Genomic DNA, 14,005 nt, shown 5'->3' on the forward strand with positions numbered 1-14,005 from the left:
CCGCCGTGCATCGAGGCGCCAAACCGCTATAATGGTGGAACGGCACGAGCAAGGAACCCCGCCGATGCAACCTCGACGCACCCTGACGGCCCTGATGCTGGCGGTCGTGCTTGCCGCATGCACCAGCACGGCCTCGACGGTGACGACCGAATATTATCTGGTGTCCGGCGAGACCAGCGAGGCGCTCGACGCGGACCTGCGCCGCAAGGGCCCGATGCGCGGCCATGCGCTCGCGGTCGCCGCGATCCGCTTCGAGCCGGTGTCGGTGCAGCAGGAGGTGACCGAGGCCGGGTGCAGGTTCACGGAGGCGAAGTTCCGCGTGAAGGCCAACATCACCCTGCCGCGCTGGAAGGAACGCGCCACCAGCCGCGACCGGGAACTGCGCAACGCCTGGGACGCGCTGTCCTCCTATGCGAGGGCGCACGAGGACCAGCATGTGCGCATCGCCGAACGCTATGCCGGCGCGCTCGGCGAGGCGATCGAGGCGCTGCCGCCACGGCCGACCTGCGAGGCGCTCGATGCGTCCGCCAAGCGCGTGGTCGACCGGATCGGCCGCGAGCACGACGAGGCCCAACTGGCCTTCGACCGCGCCGAGCAGCGCCGGCTCGAACGCCTGCTGCGGCAGGCCGAAACGAGCTGACGCCGCCCTCGGGCCCGAACGAACTCAGCGCAACTCCCGCGCCGCCGCATCGAGCGCGCTCCTGATCCGGTCCACCGCCTCATCGATCGTCTGCCGCGTCCAGATCAGCGGCGGCGACAGGATCATCGTGTCCATCACCGCGCGCATCATGATGCCGTTGTCGATCGCGTGATCGCGGATCACCGTCGCCGCGTGGCCCCCCGGCTCGAACCGTTCGCGCGTCTCGCGGTCCCAGACGATCTCGATCGCCGCGACGAGGCCGAACGAACGCACCTCGCCGACCAGCGCATGATCGCCGATGCCGGCCGAAAGCGCTTCGCCCAGATAGGGGCCGGTGTCGTCGCGCACCCGCTCGATCAGCCCCTCGCGCTCGATGATCTCCAGATTGGCGAGCGCGACGGCACACGCCACCGGATGGCCCGAATAGGTGTAGCCGTGGAAGAACTCGCCGCCCTTGTCGACGAGCGTCTTCGCGATCCGGTCGCCGACCAGCAGCGCCGACAGCGGCTGATAGCCCGAGGTCAGCCCCTTGGCGGTGGTGATCGTGTCGGGGCTTATGTCCATCGACTGGGCGGCGAACCAGGCGCCGGTGCGGCCATAGCCGGTGATCACCTCGTCGAGCATCAGCAGCACGTCGTATTTCTCGCAGATGCGCTGGATCTCCGGCCAGTAGCTCGCCGGCGGGATCTTCACCCCGCCCGCGCCCTGGATCGGCTCGCCGATGAACGCAGCAACGTTTTCGGGTCCCGCTTCCAGGATCGCGTCCTCGACGGCCTTCGCCGCGCGCAGGCCGAAATCATGATCGCTCTCGCCCGGTTCGGCCAGTTCGAACGCATAGGGGCACATCACATGGCGGATGTTCGGCACGGCCCCGTAGAGTTGGCCGTGCATCGCCGCCATGCCGCCCAACGAGGTCGCCGCGATGGTCGAGCCGTGATAGGCCCAGTCGCGCGAGATCACGATGTTCTTTTCCGGCTTGCCCTCGAGCGCCCAGTAATGGCGCACCAGCCGCAGCGCGGTGTCGTTGGCCTCCGAGCCGGACGAGCCGTAGAACACCTGGTTGATGTGCTCGGGCGCGATCCGCGCCAGCCGGTCGGCGAGCAGCACCGGTGTCGGCGTCGTGCAGCGGAAGAAGGAATTGTAGTAGGGCAGTTCCTCCATCTGCGCGCGCGCGGCCTCGACCAGTTCGGTGCGGCCATAGCCGGCATTGACGCACCAGAGCCCGGCCATCGCATCGAGGATTTCGTTGCCGAGCGCGTCGTAGACGTAAGCCCCGTCGGCGCGCGTGATGATCCGGCTGCCGGCGGCGCGCAGATCGGCATGGTCGGTGAACGGGTGCAGATGGTGCGCGGCGTCCATCGCCTGCATCTGCGCGTTGGAAAAGTTCTGATAGCTCATCGTGTCGCTCCTGCCTGGGGCGCCCGAAGGCCGCCCGCTCGATCGTGCCCGCAAGCGGGCGGTGGGGATCAGGCGAGGGAACGCGGCGGCGAATAGCCGATGCGCGCGCACAGCATCAGAAGGTCGAAATGGCGTGTGTGCGAGGTTTCAAGAACGCGCATGCGCCGAAGATAGCGGCGCGGCGCGAAGGGCGCAATGCGGGCGCGCGTGATCGTCGCCGCGCCCGAAACCGGGCCGGGGCATGCAAGGCCGGAACGACGGGCGGTCACCGGATCGCGCATCGCAGAGTGTAGGTGCGGTCCGATGACCGCCCGTCCGGCGGGCTTGCGGTGATCGCCGTGCGCGGCGCCGGCCAGCGATGGCCGCTCACCCGGACGCGTTGGGACACCTTCATCTGCCGCGCGGCATGGCCGCCGCGCCGAATCTCGGCCGCATCCGGTCGGACGCCCCCGTCACGGCACCGGCTGGCCATCGCCGGCGCCGCAAGGGCGGCACGCCCCGCACCTTCATTCCGCCCTGCCGTGGGGATTCAGCATCCAGCGCCGCACTTCTGCGACACCCGGCAGGCCACCGTCCCCTTCCCCGGATGATCGGCAAACGACCCGAGGTCCCGCGAAAGGGATGGGAAGGAGGATAAAGGAGGATTGGGGCTGGGGGATAAGTTGTGGGCGCTTTCGGCCCATACCGGCGGTTCGTTTTGTTGGATAAGCCAGTCTACAGAGACGCCCTCGAGATTGAGGCCGACTGGACCGGGATGATCGCTTATGCGAGACGTGGGGAAAAAAGGGGTTCGGGAATGCCGACTGAACAGGAATTGGCGGATATCGGTCTGGACGTCGGCAAGACGACCAAAGTCCCTGTGCACTGGCTGGCCTTCGATCCAGAGAACCCGCGCTTCGTGCCCGGCAAAGAGCCCCAAGGCGTAAACCCAGTAGATGTGATTAGGAACCTTGTCCAGCAGGCGGAACTCGGCGAGTTACTTCAGTCGATCGCTCAGAACGGATACATCGGTATCGAGCCGATGATAGTCATGCATAAGGACGGCGCTCTTGTCGTTCTTGAGGGCAACCGGCGCCTCGCCGCAGTCCTCGCTCTCCGCGATCCGTCGATCGCTGCCGACGCCCGCATCGCCCTTCCCGATTTCATTGCGGACCGGGAGTCTCTTGAAATGATTAGCGTTCATCGCGTCACCGAGCGCGAGGACGCACAGGACATCATCGGGTTCAAGCACATCAATGGCCCTCGGCCTTGGGACGCCTATGCGAAGGCGAGGTTCGCTGCCGCTTGGCTCAATCGCGAAAAGAAAAAAGGCAAGCACGGCATGACACTGCGTGAGATTGCGCAGCGTATGGGCGACAGGCACAACACGCTTCGTCGCATGGTTCTCGCTGTCGAAGTGCTCGAGCAGGCCCGAAGGCATAGCCTTTGGGAGATCGACGACAGGACGTCAAAGAAGTTCGCGTTCTCTCATCTCTACACCGGCCTCAGCTACCAGCAATTCGTCGACTTCCTTGAGTTGGTAACGGAGGACGAACGGGGCGATCCTCCGAAGGACCCAGTTCCGCTCGACCGTCATGACAAGCTTGCTCGACTTCTGGGATGGTTGTTCGGCGACCGTAGGGAGGACGTAGAGCCAATCATCCAGACGCAGGCAAAGGACCTAAAACGGGTCCGCGATGTTTTGGGTAGCCCAAAGGCCACAATCGCACTCGAGACCGATCGAAATCTAGACGCGGCGTACGCGATCGCCGAAGTCAAGGGAGAGGCCCTCCGTAGAGGCGTGTATGCGGCGCGAGTGGGATTGCGCGAGGCTCTTGCCGATACGGGTTCTTATGACGCAGAAACCCACAAGGATGTGCTCGACACGGCCTTGGAGGTTCGCTCGTCCGCACGCGCTCTAGTGGCGGCCATTGAGACGCCCGAGCGCGACTGATGCGCTATGACGGCCCTGGGCCAAAGGCGCCTGCCACCGCCCAAGTGGATTATCTGGAGATGGAATCGTTCCTCGACCAATACGGCCGGGCCTCCGTCCTCGGCGTTATCGACGACGAAAAGCTCCAAACTGAAGAACCGGACGAAGACATTGTTGATGATGCAGTCCAAGAGAATGCTCGCGCCGTTGAGATAGAGAACGAAGTAAATGCCCGAAAGCACGCCCTTGGCGCACACTATCCATTCGATCTCGATGCGACGGGAGATAATCTCGAGTATCAAACTGCAACCACTCCAGCGCAGAACACCTATGTGGCCTGCTTAATCTGCGCGTTCCTTCGAGTACACGGAACCCGGGGATGGGACAAAGACCTTCGCCATTTGGAACTAAGATTTACCAAGAGGGTATTCCAAACCGTGGGAACCCTTGTACTTGCCGCACAGGCCGGAAGAGGTGCAATCAGCCTTGGATGGCCTCGCCTCGTGAACGAACCGATTATTGCTGCTCTAAAGCGAGGTTGGCAGCGTGGAAGCACCATCGAACCCCATGAGACCCCGACTTGGCTCGCGCCGCCCGCCGATAAGGACGGCGGGATCGACGTGATCGGCTGGTCGGACTGGCCCTACGGGAGCCAGATCGCTGAAAGCATCATCCTCGGACAACTCGCGAGCGGCATGAATTGGGAGGGGAAGTCTGTCCGCGACTTCATCGACACATTCCGTCAAAGCTATGTTCGAACCTGGCCCGAGAACCGTACGATGGCGACAGTCATCCCGTTTCGCAGGACCAACGGCCCGAAAGCGGCCTCGCTTGACATCCGCCATGGTGCGGTCTTCGACAGGCTCAGCCTACCCACAAAAGTCGCGGAGGCCGAAGCTCTTGCGGCACAAGGCCGGGTGTTCGACGAGATCGAAAACGTCGATTCAATCCGGCAATGGGTTGATGATTACCGAACGGCTGTACTCGCGCTTTAGGCAGCGCGGATTATCAGTTCGCGCGCTTTGCGGGTGCGTCGCAGGCTATAGTTCACCTCCAGCTGTCGCATGTCGCAACCTTCGTAAAGCGTACGTACGAATGGATCGTCGTCGTAGGTCAAGACCCAATGAGGCAGGGCGCCCGACCGCAGGAACTGCGCAAGCGCGCGATGCTGCGGCATGTCCATGGCATTGAGGTAAAGCTTTGAACCAGCCTCGATGTAGGGTGGATCAACGAAATAGAAAGAGACATCCGCCTTTCCCTGTGAGACCTCTCGACGAAGAAAGGCATCTGCTGGTTCACAGCTTGTCTCAATCTGCTCGCGGTGAGCCCCAATCCACGCAATTCGACGGATCATGCTGTCAGCATAGTACCGAACATCGATCTTCCATTTGCCAGACTGGTCGAACCCGCCGATGGGGCCGGAGCCAAGGACAATACCTGCCGTACTTGTCCGGTTGAGAAAGTAGACTGCGAAACCTAGGTCAAAGTCGTACTCGTGCCCCGCTTCTTCGACCAGTTGCCGCATGCGACGCCAAGTTGCGATCGTTGGATGAGTTTCCCGGATACTGGCGATGAAACGATCCGTTTCACGAACGATCGCGGTCCATGCCGAGTAGATGCGTATGTCGAAGTCGTTCAACGCGATACGCGCAACTGTTCCGTCTTTGAGCAAGTTGAGCGCTGCGCCGGCTCCGCCGCAGAACGGCTCGGCGTAGCGCCTTTCATCCCCCGTCAGCCTGGCTACAGTCTCATTAGCCAGCAAACCCGTCAGGAACCCCTTTCCGCCCGGATACCGGAACGGTGAGGCAGATGCCTGCATATGCCGCCGGGGATAATCAGCTAAGCCTATGACGCTGTCGTCGCTCATTAATCCCAGAATCGTTTTTTTTTGCGCGAGACGCAACCGGGTCGATGCTCGTTTCTGGCAGGTCTTGTGACTTGTCGCGCCACCGCGTAAGTCGGCTTCCCGCCCAAACCGGGCTTTCTACCTGCCCTTTGGTATAGTCTCAGCCGCTCGACTGAATCTGCACGCCATCACGGCGACTTACATGCGCGCTGGCCGGATCAGCTGGAATGGATCCCTGTGACGAGCACAGGGATGACGGCGCCGGGGAGGTCGCCGTGGCCGGGAGGCGCTTTCCCCCCCTCACCCCATCTTCCACACCTCGTCGTGGATGATCCGTCCCATCTTTCGCCGTGCGCCTGTCTCCCTGGCTGAGCCGGGTTCGTTTCAGCCGAAGGCGTCGGGCATCGAATCCTTCCTGCGCAGCATGAAAACCTGCAGCGCCTCGTCGATGGCCGGGTCCAGCGCCGGCGCCTCGTAGGCGCCAAGCCAGTCGCGGCACAGCCGGTTGGCCCGCTCCTCGACGCGTTTGCCGCCCTCGGCCAGCCACTGCTCGAACGAATTGTTGTCGGCAACCGTCGACCGGTAGAAGGCGGTCTGGAAGTTCTTCTGGGTGTGCGTGCAGCCCAGATAATGGCTGCCCGGGCCGACCTCGGCGATCGCGTCCATCGCCTGGCCGTTTTCGGAAAGGTCGATCCCCTGGCTCATCGCCTGCATCATGGCGAGCTGGTCGCAGTCGATCATGAACTTGTCGAACGAGGCGACGAGCCCGCCCTCCAGCCAGCCGGCCGAATGCAGCGCGAAATTGGTGCCCGCCAGCAGCGTCATGTTCAGCGTGTTGGCGCTCTCGTGGGCGGCCTGCGCGTCGGGCATCTTCGACCCGCACAGCGACCCGCCGGTGCGGAACGGAAGGCCGAGGCGCCGTGCGAGCTGCGCGGCGCCATAGGAGACGAGCGACGGCTCGGGCGTTCCGAAGGTGGGCGCGCCCGACTGCATCGAGATCGAGGCGGCGAAGGTGCCGAACAGCACCGGCGCGCCGGGCCGGCAGAGCTGGGTGAACGCGGCACCGGCCATCACCTCGGCGAGGATCTGCGCCAGCGTGCCGGCGACGGTGACCGGGCTCATCGCGCCGGACAGGATGAACGGCGAGATGATGCAGGCCTGGTTGGCCCGCGCATAGACCTTGGCCGCGCCGAGCATGGTGCCGTCGAACACCATCGGCGAGTTGGCGTTGATCAGGTTGATCAGCACGCAGTTCTCGTCGACGAACTGATCGCCGAAGACGAGCCTGGCCATGGCGACCGAATCCTCGGCCCGCTCGGGCGCGGTGACCGAGCCCATGAACGGCTTGTCGGAATAGCGGATGTGCGAATAGACCATGTCCAGATGGCGCTTGTTGACCGGCACGTCGACCGGCTCGCAGATCGTGCCGCCCGAATGGTGCATGGCCGGCGCCATGTAGGCGAGTTTGACGAGGTTGCGGAAATCCTCGATCGTCGCATAGCGGCGCTCGCCGTCGAGCCCGCGCACGAAGGGCGGCCCGTAGACCGGCGCGAACACGGTCGCGTCGCCCCCGATCTGCACCGATCTGGCCGGGTTGCGCGCATGCTGGGTGAAGACCGACGGCGCGGTCTCGAGCAATTGCCGGCACAGGCCCTTGGGAAAGCGCACGCGCTCGCCCTTGACGTCCGCGCCCGCCTTTTCCCACAGGTCGAGCGCCTCCTCGTCCTCGCGGAACTCGATGCCGATCTCCTGCAGGATGTGCTCGGCATTGGCCTCGATCAGCGCCAGGCCCTCCTCGCCGAGCACCTCGTAGAGCGGGATCTTGCGGGTGATGTAGGTCAGCTGCGGGCCGGCCGCGGTGCCCGAGCGCGCCGCCCGGCGGGCCGCGGCCCCTCCGCTGGCGCGCCGGCCGCGCCGTCCGCCCGTCTCCTCGCCCGCATCGTCCGCCCTTTGTCCGGCGGCCGAAAGATCCTGTTCCATGGTCGTCTCCGCATGCGCGAAAGGCGCGGGGGACTCCGCGCTGTCGGGGCGAGTGTCGCGCGGCGCCGGCCGGCCCACATTGCCGACAACGCCCTTGGCTTGCGCCGGTGCGACACGCAAGCGCGACGCGGGTCTTGCCATGCGGCGGGATAAGGATATAAGGATGTCGTTATGTGATCAATGGCGTGATCTGCGGATCGCCGGGCGGGCCGCGGCCGGATTTTGTCGTATTCAATTCAGCGCAGGTCGCACCCATCTTACTTGGCGCACATTGTTCGCGCATAGAATTGGCCTTTGAATCAAGCCGGTTGGGAGACCGCACATGGCGGACGAAGAAGACATCATCCTGTCGGAGCTGGCGGACGACGAACTCGTCCAGCAGATGCATGACGACCTTTACGACGGCCTCAAGGAGGAGATCGTCGAGGCCACGCAGATCCTGCTCGATCGCGGCTGGGCGCCCTACGACGTTCTGACCAAGGCGCTGGTCGAGGGCATGCGCATCGTCGGCGAGGATTTCCGCGACGGCATCCTGTTCGTGCCCGAGGTGCTCCTGTCGGCCAACGCGATGAAGGCGGGCATGAACATCCTGCGCCCGCTGCTCGCCGAGACCGGCGCGCCGAAGCTGGGCAAGATGGTGATCGGCACCGTCAAGGGCGACATCCACGACATCGGCAAGAACCTCGTCGGCATGATGATGGAGGGCGCCGGCTTCGACGTGGTCGATCTGGGCATCAACAACCCGGTCGAGAACTATCTGGAGGCGCTCGAGAAGGAGCAGCCCGACATTCTGGGCATGAGCGCGCTTCTGACCACCACCATGCCCTACATGAAGGTCGTCATCGACACGATGAAGGAAAAGGGCATCCGCGACGACTTCGTCGTCCTGGTCGGCGGCGCCCCGCTCAACGAGGAGTTCGGCCAGGCGATCGGCGCGGACGCCTATTGCCGCGACGCGGCCGTGGCCGTCGAGACCGCAAAGCTGTTCATGAAGCGCCGCCACAACCAGGTCGAGCACGCCTGAGGCGCACGGAGCCGAACCGATGATCGCGCGCCTGCGGGCCGTCCTGTCACGGGACTTCATGGCGGACACCACCGCGCTGGTGGTGTTCTTCACCATCGCGGGCATCGTCAACGAGCGCTTCATCGCCGGCATGAGCTGGGAGGAAGTCGCGCGGGCGCGGATCATCGGCGCGCCGCTGATGGTCCTGACGGCGCGACCCTACGGCATCTGGCGCGACTGGGTCATGACGCGCGCCGACCCCGGCCGGAGCACCAGCGCGCTGCTGCACGACATGTTCGCGCTGCTTGCTTTCCAGGTGCCGATCTACACCGCGATCATCTATGCGGGCGGGGCGACCGGCGACCAGCTCTGGCGCGGCGCGCTGGGCGCGGCGATCTACATGCTGGTGCTCGGCCGGCCCTACGGCCTGTGGCTCGATCTGGTGCGCCGCTGGTTCGGCATCAGCGGCCCGGGCCAGAAGCCGATGTCGCTGGGCGGCTGATCTCAGCCGTCGCGCCAGGTGACCAGCTTGGTCACCGCATAGTTGAACAGCGCGCTCATCACCGCGCCGGCAAGGCCCGCGATCCAGACCGGCGTGCCAAGCTCGAAGATGCGCTCGGCGACGGCCAGATTGCCCAGCGCGCCGATCGAGCAGATCGCGTAGAAGGTGACCAGCCCGCGCCAGAAGCGCAGGCCGACCAGCTTGCGGTGGGCGAAGGTGACCTGGTTGTTGAACGCGAAGTTGGTGGTCATCGCGATGTAGGTGGCGATCGTCTGCGACAGGGTGAAGTTCAGCCCGGCCGCCGACAGCCCGTAGAGCGAGGCCATGTGGACGACCAGACCCGACGTGCCGACCAGTGCGAACAGAAGGAACTGCGTCGGCAGCAGGCCGCCCGTGTAGCGCGACACAAGGAGCCCGAGAAATTGCACCGTCACCAGGAAACCGAGCTTGCTCTCGCCGGCGACCCGCTCGCGGAACTCGAACGGCACCTCGCGTATGTCGAGCTGCGCGCCGTAGCGGCTGACGATGTCGAACAGGATCTTGAAGCCTTCGCGCGACACCGCGCCGGCGACCTTGTCGGCAACATCGCGCCGCAACATGAAAAAGCCGCTCATCGGATCGGTCGTGTAGCGGCCGGTAATCCGGTTGGCGAGCCAGGTCGCCAGCTCGCTGCCCTTGGCGCGGGTCTTCTTGTGAAAGCCGCCACCGGCCCTGACGCCCTCGACGTAGCGCGATGCGATCACCAGATCCGCCCCCGCCTCGATCTCGGCCAGCATCACCGGCAGCCGCGTCTCGTCGTGCTGCATGTCGGCGTCCATGATCACCACGACCGGCGCGTTCGCCGCCATCATGCCCTCGACGCACGCGCCCGAGAGGCCGCGCCGGCCGACCCGGCGGATGCAGCGCACGTGCGGATGCTTGCGCGCGACCGCGCGCGTCACGCCGGCGGTTCCGTCCGGGCTGTCGTCGTCGACCACGATGATCTCGTGCGGCCGGCCGCCCATTGCCTCGCCGATCTTGCCGACGATGACCGGAATGTTCTCGGCCTCGTTGTAGGCCGGCAGCACGATCGACAGCGCCGGCGCCGCAAGCGCGGCGGCCGTAACCGGTTCGGCCCGGGCAGCTATGGTCTGGTGTTTCAAGGCACCCTTCCCGCTTGGCACGTCGAGGCGGCTCCCTATACCGCCCGGCGGCGCGAGGCAAACCGCCGCGACCGATCCCGAACGATGTTCTAGACTGGCCGATCATGACGAAAAGTAAACGCCAATCAGGTCCCGCCCCCGTCCGCGTCATCGGATGCGGCATGATCGCCCGGGAAATCCTCGACGTTTGCCGCGCAAACGGGCTCGATCACGTTTCGCTGACCTGCCTGCCGGCCGACTATCATCACCATCCCGAACGAATCGCGCCCGCCGTCGACAAGGCCATCGAACGCGCCCGCGCCGACGGGTTCGAGCATATCCTGGTCGGCTATGCCGACTGCGGCACGGGCGGCATGCTGGACCGCGTCTGCGAGCGCCATGGCGTCGAGCGCATCGCCGGACCGCACTGCTTTTCCTTCTATATCGGCAACGAGGCGTTCGCCGCCGCCGGCGACGACGAGTACCTGACCACCTTCTTCATGACCGACTTCCTCGCCCGGCACTTCGAGACGTTCCTGATCCGTCCGCTCGGGCTCGACCGGCATCCCGAGCTGCGCGATGCCTATTTCGGCCACTATACGCGGCTTCTGTACATCGCCCAGACCGACGATCCCGTGCTCACCGCGAACGCACGCGCCGCCGCCGGCCGCCTCGGCCTCGCCTTCGAGCGGCGGCTGACCGGCCATGGCGACCTCGCCGCGGCGCTGCGTTCGGCCGCCGCCGGCACGGACAAAACTCTGTAAACAAATCCGTGTCATAACGGCGCACGACAAACCGTGACGGAAAGGCTCGTCACCACCAGGGAACGATGAACCGCCCGATGTTCGACCAGCGCCACACTGAGGCCGACGCGCTGCCGGTCGACGATCCACGGCCCGCCCCGCCCCGCTCGCTGTCGCAGGTGATGCGCGAACTGGCCGCGCGCGAGAAGGGCGATGTCACGGTGCGCTGCATCCGCAATGCGCTGGCCGACCGGTCGTTCGCGACCTTCCTGGTCTTCACCTGCGTGATCAACATGCTGCCGTTCCCGCCCGGCTCGACGGTCGTGCTGGGCGTGCCGATCGTGCTGGTCGCGCTGCAGATGGTGGCCGGCCGCGACACGGTCTGGCTGCCCGAATTCTTCCTGCGCCGGTCGATGAGCCAGAAGGGCTTTGCCAGGATGACGCGCCGCGTCATCCCGCTGCTCGAGAAGCTGGAGACGCTGATCCGGCCGCGATACTGGCCGTTCGCCAACCACCGGACCGCCGAACGCGCGATCGGGCTCTACGCGCTCGTGCTCGGCGTCGCCGTGATCCTGCCGGTGCCATTCGGCAACTGGCTGCCGGCGTTTGCCTGCGCCATCTGCGGGCTCGCCCTGTCCGAACGCGACGGGGTCTGGCTGTGGATCGGCGTGGTCACCGGCCTGCTTTCGATCCTGATCATCTTCGGCGTGGTCCTCACGGCGGGCGCGTTCGCCCTGCACTGGATGGGCCATTGATGGCGCCGCGTCTGGCCGTGCTCACCGCGGGGGGATCGGCGCCGGCGATCATCGTCAACGCGCTGGCCGAGGCCTGGCCGGGCCTGACCGTCATCGCCGAGCCGCCCGAGGGAAAGGGCGAATTTCTCAGGCGCCGCGCCCGCCGTCTGGGCTGGCTTCAGGTCGCAGGTCAGTTGCCGGTCATGTTCGGCTCGCGCCTGTCAAAGCGCTTCCTCGACCGCCGCTTCGCCGAGATCGAGAAGACCCATGGCGTCTCGATGACATGGCCCCGGGACGTGACGGTCATCGACGTCCCCTCGGCCAACCACCCCGCCTTCATCGAGGCGCTGAAGCGGATCGAGCCGGACCTTCTGTTCGTCGTCGGCGCGCGCATGCTCTCGGCGGCGACACTCGAGGCGCTGCCCTGCCCGGCGATCAACTTCCACGCCGGCATCACCCCCTACTACCGCGGCGTCAACGGCGGCTACTGGGCGATGGCGCGCGGCGAACCCGACCTTTACGGCGGCACCGTCCATTTCGTCGACACCGGCGTCGACACCGGCAATGTGATCGCCCAGAAGGTCTGTATAAGCGATCCGCGCGACACCATATTCACCCATCATCATGCGATCACCGCGCAGTGCGCCGGACTGTGCGCGGCCGCCGTGCCCGAGGCGCTGGCCGGCAGGCTGATGGACCCGCAGCCGCAAGGGGCCTCGCAACAATATTTCCATCCGACCCTTTGGGGCTGGATCGCCACCGGGCTGCGCACCGGCGTGTGGTGACTGCGACATGCTGTCGCTTTTGGATTTGCGCGCGTCGCCCCGGAAGAAGCCGAGACGGCGCAACTCAAACATTGTCGAAAACGAAAGGAACAAACGTGGCTGACCGGATCATCGTCTACTGGCGCGACATTCCAGCCCAGGTGATCGTCAAGAAGCGGCGTCAGGCGGCCAAGCGCGAGCTGCCGCTGCGCTTCACCGAGGCGATCGACATGTGCGCGATGCGCGTGGGGCGAGAGACACCGACGCCTATCTCGCCGAATGGCGCAAGGGCGATCCGGAACCGGTCGGCGACGATCTGGAAGCAGAGGCGGACAAGGCGGCCGAACGCCTCGATGCCGAATACACTCAGGAGCGCCTGAAGGCCCTGATCCGGTCCGAAGGCTTCGACAAGGACGACGCCGCATAGCGATTGCGCGGGGCGGCACAACGGGACCTACGCCATGAACGACACACGCATCCCCGCCTCGATCGAGATCGCGCCCAAGCAGGCGCTGGAATCGGCCGATCTTCCCGGCCTGTTTCCGGCCGGCACCCGCGTCTACATCACCGATGTCGGCTCCGATTCTTCGCCGGTTCTGGTCCGCGCCGCCGCGCGCGTGCATGATCTCGGCTACCGCCCCGTGCCCCATTTCGCTTCGCGCCGGCTGACGACGCGCGCCGCGCTCGAGGATCGCATCAGGGCGATGACCGACGAAGCCGGCGTCACCGACGTGCTCGTCATCGGCGGCGGGCTGGAACGGCCGGCCGGCGAGTTCACCTCGACCATGGAAGTGCTCGAGACCGGCTTCTTCGACAAGTATGGCGTCACCGACATCGGGATCGCCGGCCATCCGGAGGGCTCGCCCGACTTCTCCGGGCAGGTCGCGCTCGAAGCGCTGCGCCTGAAGAAGAATTTCGGCGAGCGCACCGGCGCGCGCATGCGCATCGTCACCCAGTTCGGCTTCGACGGCGACAAGTTCGCCACATGGGCGCAGGGGCTGCGCGCGGCGGGCATCGACATGCCGGTCCATCTGGGTGTCGCCGGTCCGGCCAAGGTGACCACGCTGATCAAGTTCGCCGCCATGTGCGGCGTCGGCAACTCGCTGAGCTTCTTCAAGCGCAACACCCGCTCGATCGCAACGCTTGCCACCTCCCATTCGCCCGAGGGCGTCGTCGGCCCGATCGAGGCCGCCTGGCGCGCCAACCCGACCGGCAACGTCCGCCAGATCCATGTCTTCCCGTTCGGCGGCATCAAAAAGGCGGCCGAATGGCTTGCCCAACGCGGTTCATGGGATATAAAGACATCCACATATCCGCATGCCGAACAGGGCGCGCAGCAATAAAGCCGCGCGCGAACCGGGA

Annotated in this window: 14 protein-coding genes and 1 pseudogene; 10 read left to right on the forward strand and 5 right to left on the reverse strand. The window is 65.4% G+C overall.

The genetic code is table 11. From position 1 onward, the window contains the following. The first annotated feature begins 64 nt into the window (after positions 1 to 64). Positions 65 to 640 (forward strand): DUF922 domain-containing protein, encoded by a 576-nt coding sequence (locus E0E05_RS12545; protein WP_158629362.1) that lies wholly within the window; start codon positions 65 to 67, stop codon positions 638 to 640. Positions 641 to 664: 24 nt separating this feature from the next. On the opposite strand, the gene E0E05_RS12550 is transcribed toward E0E05_RS12545, so the two are convergent. Continuing rightward, positions 665 to 2,038 (reverse strand): aspartate aminotransferase family protein, encoded by a 1,374-nt coding sequence (locus E0E05_RS12550; RefSeq protein WP_131617024.1) that lies wholly within the window; start codon positions 2,036 to 2,038, stop codon positions 665 to 667. Positions 2,039 to 2,106: 68 nt separating this feature from the next. Next, positions 2,107 to 2,307: a hypothetical protein gene (locus tag E0E05_RS12555; protein ID WP_131617025.1), complete on the reverse strand. Its 201-nt coding sequence runs from the start codon at positions 2,305 to 2,307 to the stop codon at positions 2,107 to 2,109. A gap of 527 nt (positions 2,308 to 2,834) precedes the next feature. On the opposite strand from E0E05_RS12555, the gene E0E05_RS12560 reads away from it, so the two are divergent. After that, positions 2,835 to 3,971, forward strand: a complete 1,137-nt coding sequence (locus E0E05_RS12560) for a ParB N-terminal domain-containing protein (RefSeq protein WP_131617026.1) — start codon at positions 2,835 to 2,837, stop codon at positions 3,969 to 3,971. Continuing rightward, entirely contained in the window at positions 3,971 to 4,945 is a 975-nt protein-coding gene (locus E0E05_RS12565; protein WP_131617027.1) for a hypothetical protein, read from the forward strand. Before E0E05_RS12560 ends, E0E05_RS12565 begins: the two co-directional genes overlap by 1 nt. Here E0E05_RS12565 and E0E05_RS12570 read toward each other — a convergent pair. After that, complete coding sequence (locus E0E05_RS12570) at positions 4,942 to 5,817, reverse strand: DNA adenine methylase (protein ID WP_244597717.1); 876 nt, start codon at positions 5,815 to 5,817, stop codon at positions 4,942 to 4,944. The genes E0E05_RS12565 and E0E05_RS12570 overlap by 4 nt on opposite strands. A 363-nt stretch (positions 5,818 to 6,180) precedes the next feature. After that, positions 6,181 to 7,776, reverse strand: coding sequence for a trimethylamine methyltransferase family protein (locus tag E0E05_RS12575; protein WP_131617028.1), 1,596 nt, complete (start codon positions 7,774 to 7,776; stop codon positions 6,181 to 6,183). Positions 7,777 to 8,098: 322 nt separating this feature from the next. Between E0E05_RS12575 and E0E05_RS12580 the strand changes: the two genes are divergently transcribed. Together E0E05_RS12580 and alaE are read left to right on the forward strand one after the other, a co-directional pair. Continuing rightward, positions 8,099 to 8,800, forward strand: a complete 702-nt coding sequence (locus E0E05_RS12580) for a corrinoid protein (RefSeq protein ID WP_131617029.1) — start codon at positions 8,099 to 8,101, stop codon at positions 8,798 to 8,800. Positions 8,801 to 8,819: 19 nt separating this feature from the next. After that, positions 8,820 to 9,281 (forward strand): L-alanine exporter AlaE, encoded by a 462-nt coding sequence (alaE, locus tag E0E05_RS12585; RefSeq protein ID WP_131617030.1) that lies wholly within the window; start codon positions 8,820 to 8,822, stop codon positions 9,279 to 9,281. Positions 9,282 to 9,283: 2 nt separating this feature from the next. Here alaE and E0E05_RS12590 read toward each other — a convergent pair whose 3' ends face one another. Next, positions 9,284 to 10,423, reverse strand: coding sequence for a glycosyltransferase (locus E0E05_RS12590; RefSeq protein ID WP_210215711.1), 1,140 nt, complete (start codon positions 10,421 to 10,423; stop codon positions 9,284 to 9,286). 161 nt (positions 10,424 to 10,584) lie between these two features. On the opposite strand from E0E05_RS12590, the gene E0E05_RS12595 reads away from it, so the two are divergent. From E0E05_RS12595 to E0E05_RS12615, 5 genes and pseudogenes are all read left to right on the forward strand, one after another. After that, positions 10,585 to 11,166: a DUF1638 domain-containing protein gene (locus tag E0E05_RS12595; RefSeq protein ID WP_244597718.1), complete on the forward strand. Its 582-nt coding sequence runs from the start codon at positions 10,585 to 10,587 to the stop codon at positions 11,164 to 11,166. Between the two features lie 65 nt (positions 11,167 to 11,231). Beyond that, positions 11,232 to 11,900, forward strand: coding sequence for an exopolysaccharide biosynthesis protein (locus E0E05_RS12600; protein ID WP_244597719.1), 669 nt, complete (start codon positions 11,232 to 11,234; stop codon positions 11,898 to 11,900). Continuing rightward, positions 11,900 to 12,664, forward strand: a complete 765-nt coding sequence (locus E0E05_RS12605) for a formyl transferase (protein WP_131617032.1) — start codon at positions 11,900 to 11,902, stop codon at positions 12,662 to 12,664. The genes E0E05_RS12600 and E0E05_RS12605 overlap by 1 nt, the downstream gene beginning before the upstream one ends. Before the next feature lie 95 nt (positions 12,665 to 12,759). Further along, positions 12,760 to 13,070, forward strand: a pseudogene (locus E0E05_RS12610) (virulence factor). A gap of 34 nt (positions 13,071 to 13,104) precedes the next feature. Continuing rightward, positions 13,105 to 13,986, forward strand: coding sequence for a methylenetetrahydrofolate reductase (locus tag E0E05_RS12615; protein ID WP_131617033.1), 882 nt, complete (start codon positions 13,105 to 13,107; stop codon positions 13,984 to 13,986). Positions 13,987 to 14,005 lie beyond the last annotated feature (19 nt).

It is taken from the genome of Roseitalea porphyridii, assembly GCF_004331955.1.
GTDB classification, from domain to species: domain Bacteria; phylum Pseudomonadota; class Alphaproteobacteria; order Rhizobiales; family Rhizobiaceae; genus Roseitalea; species Roseitalea porphyridii.

What these genes read in the sequence shown, in the direction of transcription:
- E0E05_RS12565 (WP_131617027.1), top strand. Translation starts at nt 3,971, where the DNA reads ATGCGCTATGACGGCCCTGGGCCAAAGGCGCCTGCCACCGCCCAAGTG.
- E0E05_RS12595 (WP_244597718.1), top strand. Translation starts at nt 10,585, where the DNA reads ATGATCGCCCGGGAAATCCTCGACGTTTGCCGCGCAAACGGGCTCGAT.
- E0E05_RS12605 (WP_131617032.1), top strand. Translation starts at nt 11,900, where the DNA reads ATGGCGCCGCGTCTGGCCGTGCTCACCGCGGGGGGATCGGCGCCGGCG.
- E0E05_RS12600 (WP_244597719.1), top strand. Translation starts at nt 11,232, where the DNA reads ATGAACCGCCCGATGTTCGACCAGCGCCACACTGAGGCCGACGCGCTG.
- E0E05_RS12560 (WP_131617026.1), top strand. Translation starts at nt 2,835, where the DNA reads ATGCCGACTGAACAGGAATTGGCGGATATCGGTCTGGACGTCGGCAAG.
- E0E05_RS12550 (WP_131617024.1), bottom strand. Translation starts at nt 2,038, where the DNA reads ATGAGCTATCAGAACTTTTCCAACGCGCAGATGCAGGCGATGGACGCC.
- alaE (WP_131617030.1), top strand. Translation starts at nt 8,820, where the DNA reads ATGATCGCGCGCCTGCGGGCCGTCCTGTCACGGGACTTCATGGCGGAC.
- E0E05_RS12615 (WP_131617033.1), top strand. Translation starts at nt 13,105, where the DNA reads ATGAACGACACACGCATCCCCGCCTCGATCGAGATCGCGCCCAAGCAG.
- E0E05_RS12545 (WP_158629362.1), top strand. Translation starts at nt 65, where the DNA reads ATGCAACCTCGACGCACCCTGACGGCCCTGATGCTGGCGGTCGTGCTT.
- E0E05_RS12570 (WP_244597717.1), bottom strand. Translation starts at nt 5,817, where the DNA reads ATGAGCGACGACAGCGTCATAGGCTTAGCTGATTATCCCCGGCGGCAT.
- E0E05_RS12575 (WP_131617028.1), bottom strand. Translation starts at nt 7,776, where the DNA reads ATGGAACAGGATCTTTCGGCCGCCGGACAAAGGGCGGACGATGCGGGC.
- E0E05_RS12580 (WP_131617029.1), top strand. Translation starts at nt 8,099, where the DNA reads ATGGCGGACGAAGAAGACATCATCCTGTCGGAGCTGGCGGACGACGAA.